The sequence below is a fragment of the Deltaproteobacteria bacterium genome (assembly GCA_016709225.1).
GTDB classification, from domain to species: Bacteria; Myxococcota_A; Polyangia; order Nannocystales; family Nannocystaceae; genus Xiheibacterium; species Xiheibacterium phototrophicum.
Map to the genome: position 1 here is coordinate 1,088,405 of JADJEE010000002.1, position 25,585 is coordinate 1,113,989.

General features: G+C 70.5%; 25 protein-coding genes. 15 read left to right on the forward strand and 10 right to left on the reverse strand.

Annotated features, from left to right (window positions below):
* Positions 1-297: 297 nt before the first annotated feature.
* From IPH07_18755 to IPH07_18765, 3 genes are all read left to right on the forward strand, one after another.
* Positions 298-489 (forward strand): hypothetical protein, encoded by a 192-nt coding sequence (locus tag IPH07_18755; GenBank protein MBK6919440.1) that lies wholly within the window; start codon positions 298-300, stop codon positions 487-489.
* Between the two features lie 788 nt (positions 490-1,277).
* Positions 1,278-1,637 (forward strand): hypothetical protein, encoded by a 360-nt coding sequence (locus tag IPH07_18760; GenBank protein MBK6919441.1) that lies wholly within the window; start codon positions 1,278-1,280, stop codon positions 1,635-1,637.
* A gap of 436 nt (positions 1,638-2,073) precedes the next feature.
* Entirely contained in the window at positions 2,074-2,805 is a 732-nt protein-coding gene (locus IPH07_18765; GenBank protein MBK6919442.1) for a hypothetical protein, read from the forward strand.
* Between the two features lie 83 nt (positions 2,806-2,888).
* Here the strand turns inward: IPH07_18765 and IPH07_18770 are convergent, their stop codons facing one another.
* Positions 2,889-3,944: a transposase gene (locus IPH07_18770; protein ID MBK6919443.1), complete on the reverse strand. Its 1,056-nt coding sequence runs from the start codon at positions 3,942-3,944 to the stop codon at positions 2,889-2,891.
* A 40-nt stretch (positions 3,945-3,984) separates the two neighbouring features.
* Here IPH07_18770 and IPH07_18775 point away from each other — a divergent pair, with 40 nt between their 5' ends.
* Complete coding sequence (locus IPH07_18775) at positions 3,985-5,376, forward strand: efflux RND transporter permease subunit (protein MBK6919444.1); 1,392 nt, start codon at positions 3,985-3,987, stop codon at positions 5,374-5,376.
* Between the two features lie 9 nt (positions 5,377-5,385).
* Here the strand turns inward: IPH07_18775 and IPH07_18780 are convergent, their stop codons facing one another.
* From IPH07_18780 to IPH07_18790, 3 genes are all read right to left on the reverse strand, one after another.
* Positions 5,386-6,930, reverse strand: coding sequence for a mucoidy inhibitor MuiA family protein (locus IPH07_18780; GenBank protein MBK6919445.1), 1,545 nt, complete (start codon positions 6,928-6,930; stop codon positions 5,386-5,388).
* A gap of 14 nt (positions 6,931-6,944) precedes the next feature.
* Complete coding sequence (locus IPH07_18785) at positions 6,945-8,918, reverse strand: DUF4139 domain-containing protein (GenBank protein MBK6919446.1); 1,974 nt, start codon at positions 8,916-8,918, stop codon at positions 6,945-6,947.
* 336 nt (positions 8,919-9,254) lie between these two features.
* A complete protein-coding gene (locus tag IPH07_18790; GenBank protein ID MBK6919447.1) occupies positions 9,255-9,659 on the reverse strand; it encodes a hypothetical protein in 405 nt (134 codons plus the stop codon).
* Positions 9,660-9,762: 103 nt separating this feature from the next.
* On the opposite strand from IPH07_18790, the gene IPH07_18795 reads away from it, so the two are divergent.
* Positions 9,763-10,956, forward strand: a complete 1,194-nt coding sequence (locus tag IPH07_18795; GenBank protein MBK6919448.1) for a hypothetical protein — start codon at positions 9,763-9,765, stop codon at positions 10,954-10,956.
* A 31-nt stretch (positions 10,957-10,987) separates the two neighbouring features.
* Here IPH07_18795 and IPH07_18800 read toward each other — a convergent pair whose 3' ends face one another.
* The 3 genes from IPH07_18800 to IPH07_18810 are packed head-to-tail and all read right to left on the reverse strand — an operon-like array spanning position 10,988 to position 12,849.
* The gene (locus IPH07_18800) at positions 10,988-11,251 is read right to left on the reverse strand and encodes a GIY-YIG nuclease family protein (GenBank protein MBK6919449.1); all 264 of its coding nucleotides are present in this window, start codon (positions 11,249-11,251) and stop codon (positions 10,988-10,990) included.
* A gap of 11 nt (positions 11,252-11,262) precedes the next feature.
* Complete coding sequence (locus tag IPH07_18805; GenBank protein MBK6919450.1) at positions 11,263-11,919, reverse strand: hypothetical protein; 657 nt, start codon at positions 11,917-11,919, stop codon at positions 11,263-11,265.
* A 39-nt stretch (positions 11,920-11,958) separates the two neighbouring features.
* Entirely contained in the window at positions 11,959-12,849 is an 891-nt protein-coding gene (locus IPH07_18810) for a hypothetical protein (protein ID MBK6919451.1), read from the reverse strand.
* A gap of 107 nt (positions 12,850-12,956) precedes the next feature.
* Between IPH07_18810 and IPH07_18815 the strand changes: the two genes are divergently transcribed.
* The 10 genes from IPH07_18815 (at position 12,957) to IPH07_18860 (ending at position 22,767) form a co-directional block, all read left to right on the forward strand.
* Positions 12,957-14,297: an acetyl-CoA hydrolase/transferase family protein gene (locus IPH07_18815; GenBank protein MBK6919452.1), complete on the forward strand. Its 1,341-nt coding sequence runs from the start codon at positions 12,957-12,959 to the stop codon at positions 14,295-14,297.
* Positions 14,298-14,323: 26 nt separating this feature from the next.
* Positions 14,324-14,851 carry a PH domain-containing protein gene (locus IPH07_18820; GenBank protein MBK6919453.1) on the forward strand — a complete coding sequence of 176 codons (528 nt, stop codon included), beginning with the start codon at positions 14,324-14,326 and terminating at the stop codon, positions 14,849-14,851.
* Between the two features lie 28 nt (positions 14,852-14,879).
* Positions 14,880-15,632, forward strand: coding sequence for a PH domain-containing protein (locus IPH07_18825; protein MBK6919454.1), 753 nt, complete (start codon positions 14,880-14,882; stop codon positions 15,630-15,632).
* A gap of 231 nt (positions 15,633-15,863) precedes the next feature.
* On the forward strand, positions 15,864-17,237 hold the full coding sequence (locus IPH07_18830) for a hypothetical protein (GenBank protein MBK6919455.1): 1,374 nt from the start codon (positions 15,864-15,866) through the stop codon (positions 17,235-17,237).
* 124 nt (positions 17,238-17,361) lie between these two features.
* A complete protein-coding gene (locus IPH07_18835; protein ID MBK6919456.1) occupies positions 17,362-17,829 on the forward strand; it encodes a hypothetical protein in 468 nt (155 codons plus the stop codon).
* Between the two features lie 61 nt (positions 17,830-17,890).
* Positions 17,891-18,553 carry a DUF4349 domain-containing protein gene (locus IPH07_18840; protein ID MBK6919457.1) on the forward strand — a complete coding sequence of 221 codons (663 nt, stop codon included), beginning with the start codon at positions 17,891-17,893 and terminating at the stop codon, positions 18,551-18,553.
* A gap of 188 nt (positions 18,554-18,741) precedes the next feature.
* Entirely contained in the window at positions 18,742-19,566 is an 825-nt protein-coding gene (locus tag IPH07_18845; GenBank protein ID MBK6919458.1) for a hypothetical protein, read from the forward strand.
* Between the two features lie 150 nt (positions 19,567-19,716).
* Positions 19,717-20,013 carry a glutaredoxin gene (locus IPH07_18850; protein MBK6919459.1) on the forward strand — a complete coding sequence of 99 codons (297 nt, stop codon included), beginning with the start codon at positions 19,717-19,719 and terminating at the stop codon, positions 20,011-20,013.
* 88 nt (positions 20,014-20,101) lie between these two features.
* Positions 20,102-21,238, forward strand: coding sequence for a hypothetical protein (locus IPH07_18855; protein ID MBK6919460.1), 1,137 nt, complete (start codon positions 20,102-20,104; stop codon positions 21,236-21,238).
* Positions 21,239-21,273: 35 nt separating this feature from the next.
* Complete coding sequence (locus IPH07_18860; protein MBK6919461.1) at positions 21,274-22,767, forward strand: hypothetical protein; 1,494 nt, start codon at positions 21,274-21,276, stop codon at positions 22,765-22,767.
* Positions 22,768-22,819: 52 nt separating this feature from the next.
* Here IPH07_18860 and IPH07_18865 read toward each other — a convergent pair whose 3' ends face one another.
* From IPH07_18865 to serC, 3 genes are all read right to left on the reverse strand, one after another.
* A complete protein-coding gene (locus IPH07_18865) occupies positions 22,820-23,659 on the reverse strand; it encodes a putative metal-binding motif-containing protein (protein ID MBK6919462.1) in 840 nt (279 codons plus the stop codon).
* A 73-nt stretch (positions 23,660-23,732) separates the two neighbouring features.
* On the reverse strand, positions 23,733-24,446 hold the full coding sequence (locus tag IPH07_18870; protein ID MBK6919463.1) for a suppressor of fused domain protein: 714 nt from the start codon (positions 24,444-24,446) through the stop codon (positions 23,733-23,735).
* Entirely contained in the window at positions 24,443-25,576 is a 1,134-nt protein-coding gene (gene serC, locus IPH07_18875; protein MBK6919464.1) for a 3-phosphoserine/phosphohydroxythreonine transaminase, read from the reverse strand. The genes IPH07_18870 and serC overlap by 4 nt, the downstream gene beginning before the upstream one ends.
* Between the last annotated feature and the right edge of the window lie 9 nt (positions 25,577-25,585).

The following is a 25,585-nucleotide window of genomic DNA, read 5'->3' on the forward strand; positions in this document are numbered from 1 at the left end:
GGAGGCCCACGCGTATCCACCGCCCCGCCTTGTGCCCACGCGCGGTGGTCGCCGCGACGTTCTTGGGCCTGTCTGCGTGTCAGCAGACGACCGACGAGTCCGGGTCGACTGGGTCGACTGAGCCCTGCGCTTCGGACCACACTGATTCAGATCAACACGGGAAGACCGCCTGCGAGCGTGGCTCCGGTAGCTCTGGCGACGCTACCGCCGCCGACACAGAAGAGAACGGCGAAGCAGATCGCTCGGGCAGTTCGGTTTCGTCGGCCTGATCCCTACGATAACAAGTCTTGGCTATTCATGCATGACCCGCCGGACGACAAGCAAGTTCTGTTACGCCTGTCAGGAGTGAATGTCAGCGGCCACAACGATCCGTTCTGTGGGAGCAACAGCGTTCGGGTGTATTTTCTCATGATAGCAGAAGACAGCGATCGTGAATCACCGACATTCGACGCGCTCACTGGCGAAGGCATTTTCCCCGAGGGGATGTGACATACATGGCCAAACGCGGCCAACGCTGGCGCGAGCGACTTCGCAGGGCATGCTATCTGGGCGCACTCGTCTCCTGTCGCTCCGACAGTTCATCATTCGGAAGCTCATCGACCTCGACGGTGTCTGGGGCCACGCAAACGGGCTCAGGTTCGACGGATTGGCCTTCCGAGGGAAGCGTGGAGAGCAACGGTGACCTCGGCGAAGTTGCCGACGTCGGCGGACCCCACGGACGTTGTGGCAACGGAGTCGTTGACACGGGCGAGCATTGTGATGGGGATCCGCTCGGGCCGAGTGCTTGTCCACCGACTTGCCTGTTTCCACCAGGAACTGTGGTGTGGACATCACGCTACGACGGCGGGGCGACCCAGGACCGAGCATTCGGAGTCACCCGGCGACGAGAAGATGAAGAGCAACTGGCCTGGCTTGTGGGCGAGACATCTGGTGGCGCCGGCACCCAGGCGCTATTAGCGGCATTCGATTCGCATGGATCACTCGCGCTCCAGATTGCGTTTACCCCTGACGGCATGTCGTCTGCGACTGCGCTTGCGGTCACGGCGACCGACAAGATTGTAGCAGTAGGTGGATATTCGAGTTCCTCTGCGTGGATTGCAGCCTTTGACATCGACCGTCTCCCAGCGAGCCTACTCTGGACCACGCCCATCCCTCCAACTCAAGTCGGTACGAGCATTACAACGCGGAGCGTCCACCTAATCTCCGATCCAGCGACGGGATGGTGGCGCGCGCGTGCATACGCATACGGCGACCTGCCCGAGGCGCCCCCCGGAAGATTGTATGATTTCGATTCCAACGGCCAGATCGCATCGAGCACGCCGGTCAACCTACCGGCTGCGGCGCCTGCGTCAGCGTATCCCTTTTTGGTCGGCTCACAGCGGATCGATCGCGGAGACGTGATCGCTGCATCGTCCTGGGATGACGGGAATGCGATCGCCCTTTTGCAAGCACGTGACGATACAGGAGCGGCACTTTGGGACACAGCGATCACGAGCGACGAGGATGCGCGCATCGATGTCGTGGGGCTGGCGGTCGACGCTGATGATTCGTACTATTTGCTCTTGCAATCCGACGCTGCGTGCGGTCGCGTGGCCTTCTACGAGCAGCAGCTTGACGGCGCGGACTTCGCGGCGTAGCGTAGCCCGCGTGAGGCGATGCGACCCGGGACCGCGCTGCAAGCGAGCCGAACGCCGCGTCCACGAGGCACATGACCGACGACCACAAAGCGTCGCGCGTGATCATGGAACGACTCGTGTCGGGCCAGCGGTTGTCGCCGCCGCGATCTCCGGGTGTGTGGAAGGAGGTCCGCGTCCCCCGGACGAGCAGGGGGAGTTCGTCGACATCTACTACGAGGACGAAAGCCTGCGGGCATGCGGGGGCCAGGCGGCCTCGTACGACGCTTTCATCCGGTGGTTCTCTGATGCCTACGCCGGCACGGACCCAGGGGAGTTCCGCGCGCAGGTGCGTACCACGCGGTCTCCTGAAGTCCCGTGCGGGGAGTTTCCGAGCTGTGCGGTTGACGGCGTTGCCTGGATCAGTCAAGAACTTGGGCAGTATCATGAACTCGTGCACTTGATGCAGATCGACCTTGATGGAAGATCGCTGCCTTCTCTGGAGGAGGGCACCGCCGAGGCTTTCGGTCCTCTCGCGCCTCTCGCCATCACTGCGAATGAGGCCCAAGAGATTGCGCCGACCTTTCTTTGGAACCGACAACTGACTTCGACTGATTATGTGCGCGCCGCCATGTTCGCGCGTTTTCTCGTGGATCGCACAGGGGTGGAGCGCTATCGCAGTCTATTCCGTGACGCTGCCGACTTGCCAGACGCTGATGAAGCCGAGTTCCGAGCGCAGTACTCCATCTCCATCGGCGAAGAGTTCGACGTCTCGATGGATGCGTTTCAGAGCCTTCCGCGATGTGCACATGATTTTTGGTTTTGCAGCGCTGCCACTCCGATGGAGCTGCCGCTCACAGAAGTCGGGATTGATTGCGACGATCTAACCACGCTGGGATACAAAGATGACGCCATGTTGCCCAAAGGGGGCGCGTTTAGAATGGAGCGCGTGATTCGCTTCTCCGTCGATCAGACGGCGTCGGTTGCGATTGCACTTGAACACGCGACTGCGTACCTGGGAAAATGTGGGGACTGCTCTCAGCAGGTCCCAGTCGTGCTCCTCGCATCTCTTGACACGCCCGGGTTCCCACCCGTGCCAGTCGACCTAGAGTTGACGGAGGGAACATACGTAATCGTCTTGCGTGAGGGCTCTGAAGGCACGGCTAGCCTCAGCATCGGAGTTTCTGAGTGATCGTGCTGCTGCGATTCCAACTGAGCAACCGGGATGATCGGTAACACTGACCCGGGTACATGGGTAACACCTGAGGCATCGCCTCATACGACGCCGACGACTCTGCGGCAGAGGGCATGGTCTTGGATCATCTGACCAAACTTGGTCATGAGCTTCCGGAGTCGCGCTGTCTCCATCATCGGGATCAGCGCGTACCACTCGGAGCCCTGCCGCAGCAGCGAGAGTTGCCGACGCTTCGATGTGTTGACCTTGAGATAGCGGTCGATCCCGATCTCCTCGCCAGCCGCCCCGAGCAGAGTCAGCAGCACCACCGCGAGCGCCGAGATCAGGAACAGCCGGTCACGGCGTTCGGGCGTGGAGATCCTCGACGCAGACATCCCGAAGCCGAAGCGAGGATCCTTCGAGTCTCGGAAGTTCTCCTCGATGGTGAAGCCCTCGGGCGTTGCGAGTCTCGAGTCGCGCGCGCTCGGCGTGCGCACGACGTTCGCCCTCGAGGAGCGAGGGGTCTTCGGTCTCGTGGTCGAGCGCGAAGAGCTCGCCGAGCAAGTCGAGCGCCTCGCCGCACTGCGGGTAGTTTCGCTCCGCTTCGAAGTACTTGCGCGCCGGACGTGCGCCCAGCAGTGCGCCAAGCGAATCCTTCCGTGGTCGGCGGCCAGGGTTTCGTAGGCCTTGTAGCCGTCGACCATCAGCGTGCCCTCGAAGTCGCCGATGAAGCCGCGCGCGGTCGCGGCCGAGCGGCTCGGCGCGATGCCGTGCCACACCGCATCGGGTACCGTCAGCGACCACGCCCACCAGCGCTTCGAGCCGCTGCCGTCCATCAGCCGCCACCACGTCTCGTCCGCGCCCACGACATCGGCGTCGAGAATGTACGACCGCAGGGCCTGATAGCTCGGCTCGAGGTGCCGCGCGAGTGCCTCGATCTGATCCCACAGTGTCTGGGTGTCGATCTCGAGGCCTGCACGACCCATCATGCGACGCTGTCGATCGAGCGGCAGATGGTTGATGTACTTGTCGACCGCGACGTCGACCGCGAAGTCCATCGAGTAGCGCCCGCCCTTGATGTGGCTGACCGGCTTCGCCGCCGTGCGTACCCCGATGCCGCAGCGGCAGCGGTACTTTTGCGCCGCCAGCAGCTGCACGATGTACTTTGCTGACCGCGCCCTACGACCGGCACCTTCCGTGCGCGTGCAAGTCCTCGCCGCGACGCTGCTGCTCGCGTGTCGCCAGCCACCGACCGACCCCGGCCCGCGTGCCGCCGCCGCGGACACCACCGTCGCGGCCGCCCCGGCGCCGTCGTGGATCGCCGTGCGCGTGGCGGCAGCGGGCGACGCCCCCGATGACCTCGACAACGCGGCGACGGTGATCGAGGCCGCGATCGCCGGTCACGCGGCGCAGCACCTGTGGACCACGGTGACGCCGCACGCAGTGACCTGCTGGCTCGCGATCGACGTCGACGATCCGATGGTGCCCGCGCTCGAGCTGCGGCAGACGATGGGCGAGATCGCAGCGAGGCTGCCGCCTGGGCTCGAACCGCCGATGGTCGAGTCGCACCCCCGCGACGAGGAGCTGCAGTGGCTGCACGTCGAGGGCGCGTCGCGCAGCGCCGCCCAGCTGTCGTCGATCGCCGCGCAGGTGCGCACGCGCGTCGAGACCGTCACCGGCGTACGCGAGGTCCGTCGCTGCGGCCCGGTGCAGCGCACGGTGATCGAGATCGATCCCGTGCGCACCGCCGCCTTCGGCATCGCGCCGCAGCGCGTGGCCGAGCTGCTAGGGACCGCGGGCGGCAGTGCCTTCGGCGCGGCGGCGATCGAGCCCGCGCAGCTGTTCGAGCGCGCTGGCCTCGGCGAGGCCCAGGCCGCAGCGATCGCGACGATCCGGATCGAGACCGAGACGACGTGCGAGGTGCCCGGTGGCGGCATCGGCCTGCGGCTGCGCCTCTCGGGCGAGCACGGCGACGCGCTCGCGCCCGTGCTCACGTCGCTCGCCGCCCAGCTGCCCGCGGGCGTGGGCCTGCGCCTGGCGGACGCGCCGGCGGTGCCCCGGGAGGCGCTCGCGGTGCTGGCCGACGACCCCGCCGTGCGCGAGCGGGTCACGCCCGTGCTCGCGCAGTGGGCCTCGCGTCAGCTCGGTGCGCCGGTCGAGGTCATGACCACGCCCGCGATCGAGACGCTGGTCGTGACCCCCGATCGCGAGCGCGCCGCACGACTCGGGGTCGCGGTCGGCGAGCTCGCGCAGGCGGTGCAGCTCGCGTCCTCGCGCGGGCGCGTGGTCGGTCGACGCGACGACGCCGAGGGTACCGAGGTCGCGGTCCGGATCGGCGACGGTGGCCCCGACGCGCTCGTCGGCGTCACGGTACCGGGCGCGGACGGGCATGCGATCGCGCTGACCGAGGTCGCGACGATCTCGACGACCCGCGTGGCGCCGCGGATGCGGTGCGACCGGCAAGCGTGCGCGCTGCTGGTCGCGGAGGTCGGGCTCGCCGGGCTGGATCTCGAGGCCGCCGCGCGCGAGCTGGGGCTCGAGGGCGATGCGTCGATCGTGCGGATGCCGTTGCCGCTGTCCGCGGACTGATCGCGGGCCTCACAGCCCCGCGACCTTGCCTGCCGCGCTCAGCTCCCACACGAAGCTCGCGGTCCGCGTGCCGTGGGGCGGCAGCTCGAGCTCGAGCTTCGCGATGCCGTCGCGGGTGAGCTCGCGCGGGGCCGGGCTGCACGCCCGCGCGTCGACCTCGATCTCGACCTCCTTGACCTCCGAAACCGGCACGCGCTCCTCGACCACCAGCGTGCGCGCCAGTGGGCTGGCGTTGCTGATCGCGAGCGTGACGGTGGTGCGCTGGGTCGTGCGGCCGGTGAGGCGGCTGGCATCCTTCGTGACCGCGACGCGGCGCGTCACCACCACGCCGTCCTCGCTGCCGAACGACAGCCGGACGGCCTCGCCGGGCGCGACGTAGCCGAGCTGCGTGCGGCCGACGTAGCCCGAGCTGCGCAGTACGTCGACCGGGCCGGCCATGAGCGGCTCGGCGCCGAGGTTCGCGAAGCGTGCGACCACCTGCGCCTCGGTGCCGAGTTCCGGCACGCACAGCGTCTCGACCGTCGCGGGCGCCGTGAAGCTGCTCAGCGACACCCGATGGGGCTCGCCGTCGCTGGGCAGATCGGTGCGGCTCGCGAGCACGAGCCGCCGCACCTCGCCGCCGTCGTCGACCCCGGGCAGCGCGTCCTCGTGGCGGCCCTCGCCGGTGTCGGCGATGTCGACCTCGCGCACTGCGACGTCCACGGTCTGCTTCTCGGTGTCGGTCTTCGGCCGCGTGTGCAGGCGATCCTCGGTCAACGACGGCGGCGTCGTACCGAGCGTAGGACGGGCGGTCGACAGCGAGATCTCGACGTCGCGCCATGCCTCGCCGGTGTTCTGCCACAGCACGGCGTCCTGCTCGATGGTCACGACGCCACCGTGCAGGCGCGCGCGGTACGCCGGCCGCCACGCCGCACAAGGCACCTGATAGCGCACGCGCACCCGCGCGGCGCCCTCGCCCTCGAGCGTGATCCGCAGCAGGCACTCGCGCTCGGGCTCGGGCTGCTCGGCCACCGCCAGCGCCGCGCGGGCGTCGGTCAGTCGTCGCGCGCACGCGTCGTGCTCGCGTCGGTTGTCGCGAAGCCGCCCGTCCAGCGCGAGCCCCCGCTGCGACGCGTGTTCGAGCTGCGCGTGCCACTGCGCCGCATCGGCCACGCCCGCGCCGACGCCCTCGGCGATCGCCCGCAGCACGTCGGCGCGCGCGGTCGCAAGCGCTTGGCGCTGCACCTCGATGCGGACCTGTGCGTCGTCGTGCGCCCGCAGCTCCTGCTCGAGCTCGTCGACGCGGCGGCGCAGCGCACTCGCGTCGGCGAACACACCACCCGCCGGACGCTCGCGGAGGCGACGGTGCAGACCCGCATCGACCACGCTCGCCCCCTCGGCGGTGACCTCGAGCGAGCGGTCGACCGCCAGCATGGAGATGCCGGTGATCTCGAACGTGCGGCGGCCACCGGCGAGCGTCAGCTCGCCGCGGCGCTCGACCTGTGCGCGATCCTCCAGCAACGACACCGCGCGCACGGGCAGCGCGGACTCGGGATTCGTGACGTCGTTTGGCATGGCGGCGTTCCTCCCTATGTGCGGCGGTTCCCGCCGACCAACATGCGATCGGCCGGCATGCGAATGGTGTACTTCGCGACCAGTGTCGCGCTCGTGCCGGCGGGCACCGTCACGCGCCAGCGACGGCGGCCCGCGATCTGCTCGCCATCGTGGGTCGCGTCGAGCACCTGCCAGGTCGGCGTGATCTCCTGCTCCTCGACTTCGAGATCCTTCTCGCCATCGGCCGCGACCGGCACGCGCTCGAGCACGTCGAGCTCGATCGGCGTCGCCAGCCGGTTGCCGACCTCGACCTCGACGGTGTGCAGCAGCAGCGCCGCACCGCGGAAGATGCCGCCGGTGGTCTCCTCGTAGCGGGTGTTGCGGGCGACCTTGATGCCCTCCTCCACGCCGAGCCCGAGGCGCTTGCCGCTCGAGCCCGGGGCGATCGCCGGCAGCGAGGTCGCGAGCACGAACTGACCGCCGCGCACGACATCGACCGGGCCCGGCAGCAGCGCACGCGTGGATTGGTTGTCGAGCTCGAGCGTGCTGTACACCTGCGGCTCGACCGCGGGAACGCACACGAAGCGCGGCCGCAGTCGCACCTCGCACGCCGCGACCGGCACCGTCACCCACGCGCCGGTCGCAGGCACGTCGACCGCCGCGCGGGCATCGTAGCGGTGGTCGAAGCCGAAGGTCGCGTCGACCGCCACGCTCGCGTTCGGCAGCGGCAGCGTCGCGACCTCGAGCGCGGCACGCTCGGCCGTCGCGACGCGGCGGGTGAGCGCATCGGGATCGGTCGCGCGCGCGCCCGATCGCGCGAGCGCCTGCGACAGCGGCGGCGCCGGGATCAAGCGCCCGCGCTGCCCGTCGTCGAGCCCGGCCATGCGGACCGCGCCGTAGTCGAGCAGCCCCGCCGAGGGCGCGATCGCGGACGGCTCGCTGGGTGACACACCGTCGTGCGCAATCGCGTCATCGGCCGCTTCTCGCTCCACCCCGCCACCACCGATGCTCGCGCGGCCCTTCGGCGCCGCGATCGACTCGGCGCGACGCAGCTCCTGCTGCATGCCACCGAAGCTCGCCGCCTGTGGCATCGGCACCGGGGCCGCCAACGTCGCGGGGCTGGCCGCGATCGGAGCCGGCATCTGCGGCGCCATCGTGGGCCGTGCGGGGGCAGGCGGTGGCGGTGGCGCGCCGGGGAGGTTCGCGCGCGCGTCGGCGCTGGCCGGTGCCTTCGCGCTCGTACCCGCTCGCGGTGGCACCGCCCGCAGACGCCGACGTGTGTGGGCCTCGAACGCATCGAAGTCGGCGAACAACCCCTCGAGCCCCGCCGGCGGCTCGCGCCAGCCCGCGCGTGGCGGCGGCGGCTGGCGTCGTCCGATTCGCAGCGCCGTCAGCTTCGGCACCTCGGTGCGGCGGACCAGGGATGCCGTCGACAGCGACAGCTCGACCGCCGACCAATCCTCCCCGGTGGCCTGCGCGATCGCGGCGCGCATGACCAGCTGCGCGCCGCCCTGTTCGTCGAGCGTGAGCTGATAGCTCGGCACCCAGCGGGCCCCGGGCACGCGATACTCGATCGCCAGCGCGCTGCCGACCGGGGGTGCACCCGACAGCATCACCCACGCCGCCCGCGTGACGCGCGAGCGCTCGGTCCGCGTGGCCGCGGAGGCCTCGGCGATGCGATGACGCGCGAGCCGCACGCGCTCCTGCGCGTCGACGAGTGCGCGGGAGAGCTCACGCCGACGCGCGTGCAGCCCCTCGACCTGCTCGTCGATGAACGACGCCAGCGTCAGCATCGCGTCGAGCGGCGCGGCGCGGGGTGGCTCACGCCGCGGCGGCTCGCGGAATCGCGGCGTCAGGGCCAGCAGCTCGCCCTGCTCTGCGACCACGCGGGCCATCGCATCTTCGAGCGCGGCGCAGTCGTGCTCGGCGGACTCGAGCTCGCGCTGCTCGATCGCGAGGTCGACCTCGCCGCCGAGCTCGACCTCGAACGCCGGCCGCACGTCGACCACGCGCAGGTCGTCGCCGCCGCCGGTGACACGCGCGCGCAGCGAGCCGGCCACCAGCGCCAGCGGCAGGCCCACCACTCGCAGGGTTCGCGCGTCGCCGACCTCCGTCAAGGCCGCGATGCGCTCGCACACGGCGCCCTGGCGGTGGACGATGACGCTGCGCAGGATCGAGGACAACACGGGGACGTCGGCGGCGGCGGTGGGCATCGGCGAGCTCCGGGGCGAGGGCGACATCATCACCCGACCAACGCAGCTCGCACGCCATCCGTGACAATGGCCCGATGCACGGCCCCAGCGCGCGCGCGCGGCCACCCGGCCGCTCGCACGCCCGCGCTTGCCTCAGGTCCACCAGCAGGCGAGCTCGCCCTCGGCGGCGTCGCAGTTGGTCGCCGAGCGCGAGAGCTGGTCGAACAGCGCCGCCACCTCGTCGCGTCGATCGTCGGGCACCGCGTCCAGCCGCACGCGCACCGCGTCGAGGCTGATGCGGTAGTCCGCGCGCGACGCCGGCACCGCATAGCCGCCAAAGCGCAGCTCGGGGTGAGAGGCCGCCATGCCCGCGAACTGCCCGACCGACGGGGCGTCGTTCTGCTGGAGCGACGGGTGGGTGAAGCCCTCGTCGAGCAACGCCTGCAGCGTCGCAGCGTCGATCTCGTTCAGCCGCACGATGCCCATCGACTCGTCCTTGGTGTCGACGCCGCACAGCACCGCGCGACGCTCGTCGTCCTGGTTGAGCGCCTTGCCCATGCCCATCAGCGCGTACTGCAGCGGCAGCTGCTGCGACTGTGCCAGCGAGCCGCCGAGGCGCGCCAGCGCTGGCGGCCGCGACCCGCACCGCCGCGACCGGGTGATGCTCGAAGATCGCGAACAGTGGCACCTCGACGTCAGCGAGGCGACGGATCGCGCTGGTCTCGATCACCACCTGCGCGTGGAGGATGTCGCGCTCGCGGGCCGGATCATCGGCGGCAGGCGCACGCTCGGACCACGCCGCCGGTCGCAGCCGCGGCCCCTCGAGCGCGGCGCGGAGGATCCGCTCGGCTCCGGGTGCGCGGCTGTGCTCGAGCGCGCGACCGAAGGCGAGCTGCACGAACCCGAGCAGGCGCCGCGGGTCGAGCTCGAGCAGGCGCTCGAATGCCGCATCCGAGCGCATGCGTCCGAGCGCCCGGATCGCGTGCCGCACGACGTGCTCCGAGTCGTCGTTCACGAACGCGCCGACCATCGCTTCGCCCGCGGGCTCGTCGATCAGCGTGAGCAGCTCGATCGCCGCGGCACGCACCGCCGGCTCGCGGGCCGCGACCGCGGCCGCCAGCGCGCTCGGATCGGGGTAGAGTTCGTGCAGCGGACGGTCGTGCTGGCCGGTGACGCCACCCTCGCGCATGCACTCGAACAGCGTGGCCGCCGGCACCGCATCCAGCCGCGCGAGCACGTCCTCGTGGTGGGGCTGCGACTCGATCGCGGCCATGCCGAGCTCGCGCTGCGCGTCGAAGAACGCCGCCCGCGTCAGCGAGGTGTCGCGGTCCCACGCGTTGACGAACTCCATCTCGATCATGAAGGCCCGCGCAAGCCCCTCGTCGGCGAAGATCTCCGAGGTCGGGCGCCAGCTCGCGGTGCCACCCTCGCCGTCGAGCTCCACGACGAAGCCGATCTGCTCGGTGAACACCAGGAACGCCAGTGTGCCGCGCACGCCGAGCGATCCCAGCTGACGCAGGGCGCAGGCGAGATCCTGGTGGAGCTCCTGCACCGCGTCGGGCAGCAGGAATCCGCGCACCCCCTGGGCGTCGGCGGCGAAGTGGTTGGGTGCGCCGTCGAGCCCGTCCAGGCTCGTCATCAACGAGCGCACCGAGTCGAAGCGCGGCGGCTCGGTGCCGGCGAACAGCGGCATGCCCGGCGGCCATGTCAGCGCCTGTGGCTGCAGCGGCTGCGCGTACCACCGCGCGCGCAGGGGCTCGGGGACCGCGAAGCTCGAGAGGATGACCAGGGGAATCATGGGGGCACTCCGACATCCGCGGGTCCGCCGATGCGAACCCAGCATCGGGGTGGATGATCCTCTGGTCCAGCTGTGACGTGCCGCGCGTTCACGCGCGCCAGCGCAGCCGTGCAGCTCCGCGCAGGCGCTTGATCGCGGCCTCGACGCGCTGCGCCTCGCCGCGGGTCTCGAAGGGACCAAAGACCTTGCCGACCCGCCACGGCCGCCCCGCGCGCGTGCTCTTGGCCCCGCCCGGCAGGCGTCCGTTGTGCTGCGCGACGCGGCGCTTCACGTCGAGCGCGATGCCGACGTAGGTGCGCGCGCTCGAGCGCGACCGCAGCACATAGACGCTCCAGTGATCGTCCTGCGCCATCGGCCACGCCGTCAGCCTGCGGGGAGCGCGACCAGCTCGTAGACGATCGCGGTCTTGTCGGCGTCGTCGCCCGCGTTGCCGGCGTCCTCGATCTTCGCCAGCACGCCGGGCTTGTCGATGATCATCCACACGGTCTTCTGGTTGCCGAAGAAGTCCTGCATCCGCGCGCGCGAGCACTCGAAGGTGCCCGCGGGCACGGTCACGCTCTCGCGCCCCTCGACGGTGACCGTCGGCTTCTCCATCGCGAAGAACGGGCCGAGGGTCGACCACGGCGCGGTCGCGAGCTGTGACGATGCGGCGTTGGTGCCGGGATCGGGGTCGATCGTGTAGGTCGTCGTGACGCCGTCGTCGCCGGCTTTGGCAATCGCGTAGGTCAGGGTCCCGCCGACCTTCTTGCCCTTGGCGTCGGTGCCGCTGCGCGACCACGACACCTTGGTGCCGACCGTCATCGCGGTGCGGATCGCATCGACCGTCCACGGCGCCGCGTTGGGATCGGGCGCCGGCTTCTCCTTGGGCTTGCCCGCAGCCTTGGCCGGCGCCTCCTTCTTCGGGGCCTCGAGCGCCTTCTCGATCGAGCTCGAGCTCGACGGGCCACCGCCGCAGCCGAGCGCAGGCGGCAACCCCAGGGCCAGACACATCGCGACGACGGAACAACTGCGGCGGATCACGGCGGCGCGACGTTAGCACAGCCCGGCCACGGCGCGCGGCTACAGACAGATCGCCGGCTGCAGGCCGGTCATGAGATCGACACTGGCGTCCTGGCACGGGTGACCCGCGCCGCAGTCGACGTCGTTCTCGCACTGGCTGCACACACCGAGATCGAGGATGCCCATGACGCTGGCCAGCGCACAGTGTCCCGACGCGCACGAGCTGTCACCGCTGCCCTGCAGATCGCAGCTCTGACCGTTGGCGAGCGATCCTTCGGCGACGCAGCGCTTGACCCCGGTGACCTGCACGACCGCGATGTCGGGCGCGCACAGCTGCCCTGCGTCGCAGTCGGCATCCGCCACGCACTCGCTGCAGGTCGCGACCTCGATGATGCCGGGCACATCGATGATCGACGCGCACACCAGAGCATCGCCGCAGGCGTCGTCGCTCATGCAACCGCCGCCATACTCGCCGACGTTGCAGCGCGAGCCCTGCGGCGGCATCGCCAACGGGTTCGGCGCCGTGCAGCCGCCGACGTCGCAGTCGGCGTCGGTGTTGCACTCGCCACACAGCCCCCCGAGGGGACCGGCGACGTAGCAGTGGCCCGACGCGCACTCGGAGTCGAACTCGCACATCGAGTCGTTGGGAAGGCCGCCGCCGGTGTCGGTCGCGGTCGTGGGGTCGGTCGTCACCGTCGCGGTCGTGGGATCGGTCGTGACCGTCGCGGTCGCGGTGATGGTCACGTCGGTGGTCACCGACGCCGTCGTGGGCGAGTCGGTGGTGCTCGGACCGGTGCTGGTGCTGAGGGTCGACACGCCGGTCGTCGCGCTGCCGCTGCCGTCGGAGCTAGCCCCGTCGTCACTCCCGCCGCCGCCGTCGACCACCGGCCCGCAGCCCACTGTCAGTGCCGCACCCGCCAGCCACGTCATCGCCATGCGCTTCGTCGTCATCGCGTAAGCCATCGCCATCGCCCACCCACCTCGCTTCATCGCCGCAATCGTAGCAGGCCGCTGCCCCCGCGCACGGCGGGAAAAACTTGCGATGCTCGTGCGCGTCCATGGCGACCCCCACGTCCCCCTGCGAGCCACGCCCCACCGAACCCACGCCCTGGCGGTCGCGCGGCCGAGCGCCCGCCGACGTCGTCGCGCCGCTGCGATCGGGCATGCGCGTGTTCGTCCACGGTGCCGCCGCGACGCCCACGCCGCTGGTCGAGGCGCTGTGCCAGCGCAGCGACCTCGAGCGCGTCACGCTGTATCACCTCCACCTCGAGGGCGCGGTGCCGTTCGCCGCGCCGGAGTTCGCCGGCCGGCTCGACTCGGTGTCGCTGTTCACCGGTGGCCCGCTGCGCGAGAGCGTCGCGGCCGGCCGCGCGGACTTCATGCCGGTGTTCCTGTCCGACATCCCGGCGCTCTTCCGCAGCCGTCGCATCCCGCTCGACGCCGCGATCGTGCAGGTCTCGCCGCCCGATCGCCACGGCATGTGCACGCTCGGAACCTCGGTGGATTGTGCCCGCGCTGCGATCGAGAGCGCGCCCTTGGTGCTGGCGGAGATCAACGAACGCATGCCCCGCACCCACGGCAACGCAATGCTGCCGCTGTCGTGCATCTCGGCGTTCTGCTGCACCGACCGACCGCTGCACGAGCACGCGCCCAGCGAGCCCGACGCGGTCGAGCAGCGCATCGGCGAGCAGGTCGCCAACCTCATCGACGATCGCTCGACCCTGCAGATGGGCATCGGCGCCATCCCGGACGCCGTGCTCGCGCGGCTGTTCGACAAGCACGAGCTCGGCGTGCACACCGAGATGTTCTCCGATCGACTGCTTCCCCTGGTCGCCGCCGGGGTCGTCACCAACCGCCACAAGAAGGTCCACCCCGGCCGCATCGTGACCAGCTTCGTCTCGGGCTCGCGGACGCTGTACGACTTCGTCGACGACAACCCGCTGGTCGAGTTCCACGGCTGCGATCGCACCAACGACGTCAACCTCATCGGCAAGAACGAGCGCGTGGTCGCGATCAACTCTGCGCTCGAGATCGACCTGACCGGGCAGGTGTGCGCCGACAGCATCGGCCACCGCATCTTCTCCGGCATCGGCGGTCAAATGGACTTCATGCATGCCGCGGCCCGCTCGCCCGGAGGCCGGGCCATCATCGCGCTGCCTTCGACCGCCCAGCACGGCCAGCGCTCGCGCATCGTGTCGACGCTGCAGCCTGGCGCCGGCGTCGTCACCACCCGCGGCCACGTGCGCTGGATCGTCACCGAGTGGGGCGCGGTCGATCTGCACGGCATGACGCTGCGCGAGCGGGGCTTCGCGTTGATCTCGATCGCCCACCCCGACTTCCGCGCCGAGCTGCAGCGCGAGTTCGTGGGCCTGCGGCACTTCCCGTTGCCGTCGACATGACCGACACTGTCGTGGAGCACCGCGACATGTCGACCTCCCTGCAACCTCGCGCCCGCGCCGGCGCGATCCCACCGGCGATCGCGGTGATCGAGCGGCCCCACCGCAAGCTGTGGACGCTGTACGTGCTGCGTGCGTTGCTCACCGGGCCCGGGCTGGTGCTGCTGCTGCCGCTGCTCTACTTCCGCTTCCACAGCATGCGCTACCGCTTCGACGCCGAGGGCGTGCACATGCGCTGGGGCATCCTCTTTCGTCGCGAGATCAACCTGACCTACCGGCGCATCCAGGACATCCACCTGCGCTCGGGCCTGTTCCAGCGCTGGTTGGGCCTCGCCGACGTGTTGGTGCAGACCGCCTCGGGCTCGGCCACCGCCGAGATGACCATCGAGGGCCTGCTCGAGTACGAAGCGGTGCGCGACTTTCTCTACGCGCGCATGCGCGGCGAGCTCGACGAGCCCGCCGCCGCCCCCGATGCCGCGCTCACCGAGGCGCTACAAACCGTCACCCGGGAGCTCGCCGGCGTCCGCGATGCCCTCGCCGCGCTCGCGCCGCGATAGCCCAGGGCTGCAACCACGGCCAACGACCATGTGGAACGCGTTCCTGCGACTGGTGACCGAGATCTGTGCGGTGCCGCCCCCGCCCGCAGCGGCACACCGCGGCAAGGTCGTGCTCGCGGCACCGGCGTACCTGCGCTATCGCCTGACGGCGCTGGCGCTGCGCGGGTTGGTGTTCGTGTTTGCCTTCGCGACCACCTTCGCATCGCTCGAGACACTCGCCGGCGCGCCGAATCAGCCCGCGTTCGTCACGACGATCCTCCGGTTCGCGGAGTGGGCCTTCGGGCTCGGCTTTGCGTTCATCGCGGTGCTCGGCTACGCGCTGGTACGGCTCGACTACGAGAACCGCTGGTACGTGATCACCGATCGCAGCCTGCGGATCCGCGAGGGGATCGTGGTCGTGCACGACATGACGCTGACCTACGCCAACGTGCAGAACGTCACCGTCGAGCAGGGCCCACTGCAGCGCATGTTCGGCATCGCCGACGTGCAGGTGCAGACCGCCGGCGGCGGTGGCGGTGGCGCCGACCCCCGCGCCCACTCGATGCACGTCGGCGTGTTGCGGGGGCTGAGCGATGCCGCCGCAGTCCAGCGCGCGGTGGTCGAGCGCATGAAGCAGGGCGACGCCGGGCTCGGCGATCCCGATGACCGCAACGCGCCGCCCACCGCAGCCTCCACGGGCGATCTCGCGGCGACGCTCGACGCACTGGTCGCGACCGCCCGCAGCGCGCGCGAGGCCGCTGCACGGCTGCATCACGTGCGCAGCGACGGCAACGTGATCTGATCCGCTCGCGAGCTCGACGCGGGAAGCCAACAAATCAAACCGCCAAAACGAACGACGAATCCGGCCCACTGCTGGACTTGGGGGGCGAGCACCGCGAGGAGAGTCACGCCCCTCGGACCACCATGCTTGGGTGTACCGCCGTGAACGATGCGGGCCGATCCCCGCGGCGTCGATGGGTTGAATCACCTGCGCGATTCATGCGAGGGTTCCCGTGGGGGCAAGTCTTCGACGATGCGAGTTCAGCAGGCACGACGCTCACGGGTTTCTTCTGTCGCCCATCTTCCATGGCTGGCGTGCATCGGCCTCGGGCTCGGGCTCGGCTGCGTCGGTTCGCAGAACGCGGCGACCACCGGTGCCGGGGACGACTCGAGCGGCATCGGCTCGCTCACCGGGGCGTCCGCGACCGGCGGCACGACCGGCGACACCACGAGCGCGAGTGTCGGTGAGACCGGCGTCACCGCGGCCGATGGGACCACCGCCGCCACCTCGAACACCACCGCCGGCGGGCCGAAGTTCGACCTCGGCGTCACGCCCGACTTCGCGGGCAAGCCCTGCACGATGGGCAACGGCGAGCCGGAGTTCTCCTACCTGTGGGCCGCCAACAGCACGCAGGGCACGATCTCGAAGATCGACACGCAGACGGTCACCGAGGTCGGCCGCTACATCGTGCGGCCCGACAGCAACGGCAGCCCATCGCGCACCAGCGTCAACCTCCAGGGCGACGTCGCGGTCGCCAACCGCTCCGGCGGCGTGACCAAGATCTACGCGCTGCCCGATCGCTGCAACGAGTCCAACGGCACGCCGGGCATCCAGACCTCGAGCGACTCGAGCTACCTCGCGTGGGGCGAAGAGGAGTGCATCGCGTGGCACACCCCGTTCAACTACGAGAGCCAGCGACCGGTCGCGTGGACGCAGGGCACCTTCAACGAGGACACCTGCCAGTACGAGAACATCGCGCTGTGGACCGCCGGTCGCGTCGGTCAGCAGACCGACGTGTTGCTGCTCGACGGTGAGGACGGCGCGGTGATCGACATGGTCACGCTGGCGGGCTTCCCCAACGACTACTACGGCATCTACGGCGGTGCGGTCGACGGCGAGGGCAACTTCTGGGGCACCAAGCTCGGCGGCGTCATGCTCGTGCGCGTCGATCTCGACGACATGGCCTACACGACCTGGCCGGTGCCGGTGTCGAGCTACGGCATGACCGTCGACTCCGACGGCTACGTGTGGGCGTGCTCGTCGACGTTCGGTCGCTTCGACCCGAGCAGCGAGACATGGATGACCGGCAACGGCGGCGGCTACTCCGGCTGCATGGCCGAGGCCGGCGACGACGGCCTGGTGTGGATGGCCAACGGCAGCGGCGTGGTCGGCATCGATCGCCAGACCCTGCTGCCAGCCGCCAACTGGCCGACGCCGGGCTCCTACGGCGTGAGCATCGACTACTACGGCTACGTGTGGACGGTCGCCTACGGCGACGGCGCCCACCGCATCGACAAGGTCACCGGCACCGTGACCTCGTACTACGGCCTGGTCGGCGCCTACACGTACAGCGACATGACCGGCTACGCGCTGACCAACGCCGGCGGCGGCACGCCGAGCGGTTGATCGTCGGGCTGCCGCTCGGCCCGCGTCAGCGCGCGGGCACGAGCGAGCGGCCGATGACGCTCGGGCTACCCTGCAGCCGGCGTGGCTCGTGGCACGGCCGGCCCCGTGGCATGATCGAACCTCGATGGCTCCCGCGCGCCACGACCCCCATGCCGCCGATCCCCGGCTGCGCGCAGCCGCGCTGGCCGCGGTCGAGGAGGTACTGCGGGACGATCGCCGCGAGAAGTACCTCGCGTGCCGCGTGCTCATGCGGCTGATGGTCGCCGACGGCGTGCTCGACGCCCGCGAGCGCACGATGCTCGAGGCGACGATGGACCGCTGCTGCCTCGACCTGGCGACCCGTGGTGCGATCTGGGCCGAGTCGCTGCTGCGCTTGTCGCCGGACAGCGTCGCCGATCCGACGGTGCACGCCGCGGCCGCCCAACCACTCGACGCGCTGCTCGAGGGCATCGCCCCCGCGGGACTCGAAGAGTTGCTGGTGCACCTGCACCACGGGGCGTGGGCCGATGGCGAGGCCGTTGCCGCGGAGCAGAGCATCATCGCCCGCGTGGCGCAGCGGCTGGCGGCGCTGCGGGGCGCGGCCGCGACCTAGATCGATCCGCGCCCGCGCGCGTTGGGCCGGTGCCGGCGCTGCGACGTCGGCGGAGGTCGACATGCGCTGCCACCGGTCGTGGATCCTTTCTCTCCTGCTCGTGGCCTGCGCCGGCCGCGGCGCGACCGAAGAGCCGCTCGAGGCGACCCCTGCGGTCGCCCCGGTGGCCGCGATCGCGCCGCTGCGCCCGGCGCCGCAGCTCCCCGGCGGTCGCATCGTCGCCAGCTACGTGAACGTCGCCATGGAGGTCGCGCAGCCGATCGAGACCGCGGCCGCACTGCAGGCGATCGCGCGCGAGGCCGGCGGCGACGTCACGAGTCTGTCGTCCAGCCCCGAGCAGGCCTCGATCTACCTGCAGCTGCCGCCCGAGGCCATGGGTCGGGTCCGCCACGCGCTCGCGCAGCTGCCCGGCACCATCGCGTCGGAGAACGCCAGCGTCAGTGACCTGACCGACAGCGTGCGGCAGCTCGATGGCCGGCTGCAGAAGCTCAACCGCGCCGACCTGGAGCTCGAGCGACTCATGCGGAGCGCTCTCGAGCACGATCTCTTCGATGCCTTCGTGGCTCAGCGCGAGCTCTGCAGCCGCGAGCGCGAGAGCCTGCAGTCGCAGATCGACAACGCCTTGCAGCAGACCCGACGGGCCCAGCTGAACGTGACGTTCACCCGCACGGCCGCGATCGGTGGACCCGTCCGGGTGCCGGACAAGCCGTTCCTGGAGCGGTGACCCGCGGCAGCCCGCAGCGTTGCGTTCCACCGCAGTCGGACGTCGGTGTCGGGCGCCTGCGGCCGTGGGCCATGCACGATCGTGCACGAGGGTCGCCGTGCAGGCCTGGTCCGGCGGTTGCAACCCGCGGCCCCCGACCGCTGCGGCGGCGTCCCTCGACGCCCGCTCGTGGTCGGAGCCCCACCACCATGCCCATGATCCGCACGCTCGCCACCGCCCTGCCCCTCACCGCCCTCGCCCTCGCGGCCCTCGGATCCGCCACCGCCCACGCCGGCGTCGCTGCCTGTGGCGGCATCGTGGTGGACGCGGCGACCCGCTGCGAGCTGCGCTACGAGACCACCTGCGAGGGCAGCTGCGACGTGAAGGCAGCCGTGAACGCCTGCGCCGCCGACCTCGAGGTGCGCTGTAGCGGCGACTGCGATCTGACCGCCGACGTCGACTGCACCACCTCGTGCACCGGCGCGTGCCAGGCCGAGTGCCTCGCCGATCCGGCCAGCTTCGACTGCAGCGCGTCATGCCAGGCCGACTGCACCGCCGACTGCGACTCGCTGTGCGCCGGCGATGCCGACGGCACCCGCTGCCGCTCGAGCTGCGAGGCCAGCTGCTCGGCGGAGTGCGACGGCAGCTGCGAGGTGACCGGTCCCGATACCGACTGCGTGGCCGACTGCGAGTCGTGCTGCGGCGGCTCGTGCACCGCGGCGATCAACCTCGACTGCCAGATCGACTGCCAGGCCGAGGGCTTCGCCGAGTGCCAGGCGGCCTTCGCCGAGAACTGCACGGCGACCTGCGACACCGACGGCAGCCTGTTCTGCGACGGCCAGTACGTCGCGGCGGCGGACACCGACGACTGCATCGATGCCCTCGAGGCCAAGGGCGTGAAGGTCGACGTGAAGTTCGACTTCAGCGGCACCGGCGACCTGTTCTGCGCGGTGAGCCCGGGCTCGCGTGGGCTCGGCCTGCTGATGGGCCTGGTCGGGCTCGGCCTCATCGCGACCCGTCGTCGTCGCGCGTGAGCGCAGGGCGATGTCCGCGGCCCGCCCCCTTCGGGCGGCCGCAGCCGTAACCGGATCGGCGTCGGCGGCGATTCGATGCTACACCGCGTGACGATCGTGCCAAGACCCCAGCTCCCCGAGTCCCAGATCTCCGCCAAGGCCCTCGACAAGATGTCGCGCTGGCAGACCGAGGTGGTCACCCGCGTGGCCGAGGCGGTCGAGCACAAGCCGATCGTCGTGGTCGGCATGGCCCAGAACCCGCACTGCAAGCGCGCGCGCAAGGCACTCGATGGCGCAGGCAAGCCGTTCGAGTACATCGAGTACGGCAGCTACTTCAGCGCCTGGCGCGAGCGCCTCGCGATCAAGCTGTGGAGCGGCTGGCCGACGTTCCCGCAGGTGTTCGTGGGCGGCAAGCTGATCGGCGGCGCCGACGAGCTGCAGCAGGCGATCGCCGACGGCGTCGTGTGACCCGCCAGGGGCGCCGTTGCGACGCGCCGCGCTCCGCGAGCGCGAGGGTTTGCGCGCCCGCAGGTGCTGCGCGATGGTTGGGGCGCCCATGCCCCTGCTCCGATCGCTCGTGCTCGCGTCACTCGGCGCCGCTACGGCGTGCGTGGCCACGGCGTCCGCCACGGGCGCGCCACCCACGACGTCACCGAGCTGCCCCACCGCCTCCGACGCCGCCACCCCGGCACCCCCCACCGCGACCGATCCGCTGGCCGCCGTGACCCTCGACGCGCGGCCGGCCTGGGCCGACCGCTACGCCGAGACCAACGCGGGTGACATGCGCTTCTTCGACATCGCCGCGCTCATGTCGAAGCACGGCCTGGGCCGCGACCGCGCGGTCGAGCTGCAGAACCACTATCGCGATCTGTCACGCAGCGACCCGGGCGGCAGCCCAGCCGCCCACTTCGACGCCGCACTCGCGCGCGCGACTGCGGGTCAGTTCGAGGACCGCCGCGCCGTCGAGCTGCTGGCCAAGGCGCGGTTCATCGTGGTGTTCGACCTCGACGACACGCTCTACGACCAGTTCTACGACGCCGCCGCCGCCGGCTGCCACGACCTCGAGGTCGAGCACACGCGGCCCAAGCCGACGCGGCGCAAGCTGGAGCTCGCCCCAGGTGCCGCCGCGGCGCTCGATCGCATCGCGGCGCTCGGCGGCGCGATCGTGATCTTCAGTGCCTACCTCGACGAGCCCACGGTCGCGAACCTCCGGGCGTGGCAGTTCGGCGGCAAGCCGCTGCCCGAGCATCCCGCGATCGCGGGCGTGCTGACCAACAGCCACCTGGTGCTGCAGCCGCGCAAGGACGGCACGCCGGTGGTCGAGCCCGCCAAGGACCTCCGCATCCTCGACGAGTCGCTGACCCGCGTGATCCTCGTCGACGACAACCCGCTGCGGACGTTCCAGCCCCGCAACGTCCGCGTGACGCACAAGTTCGACGCGACCCGCTACTGCACCACCAAGGACGCCAAGCTGCGCAAGCTCTACGAGCGCACGCTGCCCACGGTGGTCGCCGAGATCGAAGAGGCGCTGCGCTACGCGACCGAGCACGACGTCGACTTCGCGCGGGCGTACCTGCCCTACTCGCAGATCGGCGGCGTCGCGACCGCGGCCCTGCGCCAAGCGGGCATGTCGGAGCGCGCCGCGATCGCGTTCGTACGAGCCCACCCCGAGATCGTCGAGTCCGAGTTCTGATGCGCCACCCAAGAACGACGCCCCTGCTCCTGTCGATGCCGGCCGTGCTCGCACTCGCGGCGTGCCCCAAGCCCGGGCGCGACGCCCCCGTGGCACCGACCATCGCCGATCCCGACGGCGAGCTCGAGCTGCTGCTCTACCAGCCGGGCGACCGCCCGGCGCCCGCGGACACCTGCGACGTGCCGCTGTGCAGCTCCCTGCTCCGGCTCATCGAGGGCGCGCAGACCAGCATCGATTTCGCGATCTACGGCGTGCGCAACCAGTCACAGGTGATGGCCGCGCTCGCGGCGGCCAAGGCCCGCGGCGTGAAGGTCCGCGGCGTGGTCGACCGCGATCGCGAGGGCAAGAACTACTACAGCAGCACCGACGCGATGGTCGAAGCGCTGGGCGACGTGCACAGCGACCAGCAGTCGGACCTGCGGCTGGCGAAGCAGCGCGCGCGCAAGGACATCGGCGGCGAGCCCCGTTGCGATCGACCGCCCGACACTCTGGGCCCAGTGCAGTGTCTGGCCTACGATCTCGGCGACGGCTGCCTGCTGGCGGCCCACGCCAGCCGCGAACAGCTCGGCGACAGCGACGCGATCATGCATGACAAGTTCTTCGTGGTCGACGGCCGTCACGTGTGGACCGGCTCGACCAACGTGAGCGACTCCTGCAGCGGTGGCTACAACGCGAACCTCGTGGTGGTGGCGCACTCGCGCGAGCTCGCGAGCCGCTATGCGCAGGAGTTCGAGCAGATGTACGGGCGCGGCTTCTATCACACGCAGAAGCTGCCCCACGGCCCCGCGCGCGTGTCGCTGGGCAACGCCGAGGTCGAGCTGCGCTTCTCGCCGCAGGACGATCCCATCCGCGACGGCGTGCGACCGCTGCTGAAGCACGCGCGCGAGCGCATCGACATCGCGGTGTTCTTCCTGACCCACAAGCACATCGCCGAGGACCTCATCACCGCGCACCAGCGCGGGGTCGAGATCCGCGTCATCATCGACGCGACCGGCGCGCGCAACGAGTACAGCAAACACGAGCTGCTGCGCGCCGCCGGCATCCCCGTGAAGGTCGAGAACTGGGGCGGCAAGATGCACATGAAGTCGGCCGCGATCGACGGCCACTCGGTGATCGCGGGCTCGATGAACTGGACCAGCTCGGGTGAGTACAACAACGACGAGAACACGCTGCTCATCCGCAGCCCCGAGCTCGCCGCGCAGTACCACGCGTTCTTCGACGCGACCTGGAACGCGCTGCCCGACACGCTGCTGACGGTGAACCCCGACCCCGAGTCACGGCTGTCGATCACGTCGTGCACGGACGGCGTCGACAACGACTACGACGGTCGCAAGGACGCCGAGGACCCCGGCTGCGGCGAGAATCCGCCGCCGTTGCCGTCGCTGCCGCCGTGGCGCGTGGTGCCCAAGGGCGACCGCATGACCTGCGACATCGACATGGACGGCGACGCGGTGCGGCGTTCGACCGACGCGCCGCCGGGCGTCGCGCCCCCGCAGGTGGTCGCGCCCGAGGGCATCGCGGCCGACTGAGCCGGGCGGTCCGGGCGGTGTCATGGCCCGTCACAATCCCTGTGTCGAGCTACTAGCGCGAGACCTGCAGCTGGTAGGCCGCGCAGCTGGCCCCGTCGGTCGTGCGATACACCCGCAGATAGGTGTCGTTGGGCCACGCGACCATGGAGTCGTTGGGCGGGGTGCAACACATCGGGTCGTCGTCGACGAACGACCAGCTGGTCAGTCCGATCGCCGCGCCGTTCATGCCGCCGGTGCTGCACGTGGCGCCCGCGGCCTCGCACTGCCCCGCAACCACGTCGAACACGAATGCGTCGTCCTCGTTGATCGCGAACTGGATCGTCGGCGTGCCCTCGCCGGGGCGCGCGGCCGCGGGGAACTGCACCTTGTACCAGTCGATGCCGTCCTGCTGCGGCACGTTGCCGACCACGCCGAGCACGTTGCCGCCGACCTCGAGGGGCCCCAGATCGGTCGGCATGTTGCAGTTGCCGCTGACGCCGTCGTCGGGGCACTCGCAGCCGTTGTCGATCATGTCGTCGCAGTTCTCGTCGGTGCCGTCGCAGGTCTCGGGTGCGCCGGGGTTGACGTCGGGATCGTCGTCGTTGCAATCGGTGCCGGCGATGCAGCTCTCGCCGTAGCCGTCGCCGTCCTCGTCGACACAGTCGGGATCGTTGGTGTCGACCCCCGAGCCGTTGGTCATGCTGCCCGACGGGCTGGTGTCGACGCCGTCGGTGGTGTCGACGCCGCTGCCACCCGTGGTCGGCGTGGCGTTGGAGTTGCCACCGGGGCCGAAGCTGATCGCCTCGTCACCCGACGCGGTGTCACCGGTGGCACAGGCGGCGGTGCACAGCCACGCGAGCGCGGCCGCGGTGCCACGACCGAGACGTCCCCCAGGCGCGAAGACGCGCAACATCCCTGCAGTATACCGGCAACGCCAAGAAAGCGGATCGATCGCCGCGCAGGCCCGGCGCTCGGCCGGGCCGACGTCAAGACAGCAACACGCCCAGCTCGTAGCGGCGGAACGCCGCCGCGCGCCGCGGATCGGTGCGCCAGCTGCCGCGGGCGGGGTCGGTCGCGCCGCCGGGTGCGAGCTCGCTGCAGAGTCCGACCTTGCGCACCAGGTCCCAGCTCTCGGCCTGCATCGAGTCGATCTCGTCGCGGCACAGGCCGACCAGCAGCAGGAACAGCACGCTGCCGAACGGACCCTCGAGCTTGCCGTTGGCGGCGAGCTGCGGGTCGGGCACGCACACGACGCCCTCGAGCGCGGTGGCTGGGTCACCGCCGGTGATGGGCCCGCCGATGTCGATGATGTGCCCGGTGTCGAGCTCACCGTGGCCCGACATCACGTAGCCACCGATGCCCTGCAGCATTCGCAGCGGCCACGTGGGCGGTCGCTGCTCGACGCCCTCGGCGACGCGCTCCCGCGGCAATCGCAGGCACAGCTCGAAGCCGAAGCCCGAGATGTGCGGCACCGGTGAGTTCTTCTCGAACAGCTCCGAGAGGCCGTAGGTGACGTAGTGCCACTGCGGACCGACCGATGTCTGCGCCTCCCAGGCGCAGATCGCAGGCAGCGGATTGGCGCTGTCGAGATCGTAGGCGGTCGCGCTGGTGAACTGGTGCGGCAGCGTGTTGCGGTGGATCGCCGAGCACACGGTGTCGATCGCCGCCCAGCCGGGCGCGGCAATGGGATAGTCGCTCACGAGACCCGCTCGAACTCCCGCATGAACGCCACCAGCGCGTCGACGCCGGCCTCGGGGAATGCGTTGTAGATCGAGGCCCGGCAGCCGCCGACCAGGCGATGCCCCTTGAGCCCCGAGAAGCCGGCGGCCTCGGCCGCGGCGAGGAATTTCTTGGTCCGGGCGTCGCGCTCGGCGTCGTCCTTGCCGTCGAGCGTCCACGTGACGTTCATGCGCGAGCGGCTGCCGGGCTTGGCGTGCGGGCGGTACAGCGCGCTGCCATCGAGCAGCGCGTAGAGCTTGTCGGCCTTGCGCTGGTTGACCGCGCCCACGCCCTCCACGCCGCCGTGATCGCGCATCCACTCGAGCACGTGCAGCAACACCAGGATGCCGAAGGTGTTCGGGGTGTTGTAGAGGCTGTCCTCCTTGGCGTGGGTGGTGTAGCGCAGCATGGTCGGGACCACGCCGTCCGGCTCGCGCGCGAGCAGGTCCTCGTGCAGGAACGCCAGCGTCACACCCGAGGGGCCGAGGTTCTTCTGCGCGCCGGCGTAGCCCATCGCGACGTGCTCGATGCCCATCGGGCGACTGCCGATGTTCGACGACAGGTCGACCACCAAGGGCACGCCTTCGATCGCGGGCAGCTGCTCCCACTCGGTACCGTAGATGGTGTTGTTGCTGGTGACGTGCAGATAGCTACCGTCGCGGTAGGTCGCGGCGTCAGGCAGCGCGGGGATGTGATCGTAGCCGACACCGCCGTCGGTACTCGCGGCGCTGGCGACCACGCGGGTCTCGCCCAGCAGCTTGCTCTCGGCGATGGCCTTCTTCGACCACACGCCGGTGTCGATGTAGCAGCACGCCTTGCTGCGCTGTCGCAGGTTCATCGGCACCATTGCGAACTGTGTGCTCGCGCCGCCCTGCAGGAACAACACCTTGTGCGTGCGCGGGATCCCCAGCACGTCGTGGCACAGCGCGATGGCACCAAAGTGGATGCGCTCGAAGGTCTTGCTGCGGTGGCTGATCTCGAGGATCGACAGCTTCGACTCGAGCGCGTCGTCGCCCGGCAGCGCCAGCTCGCGGACCGCAGCCGCGGTGCGCTCGAACACCTCGGGCGGGAGGATCGCGGGGCCGGCCGAGAGATTGTACGGACGGGTCATGGCCGCCAC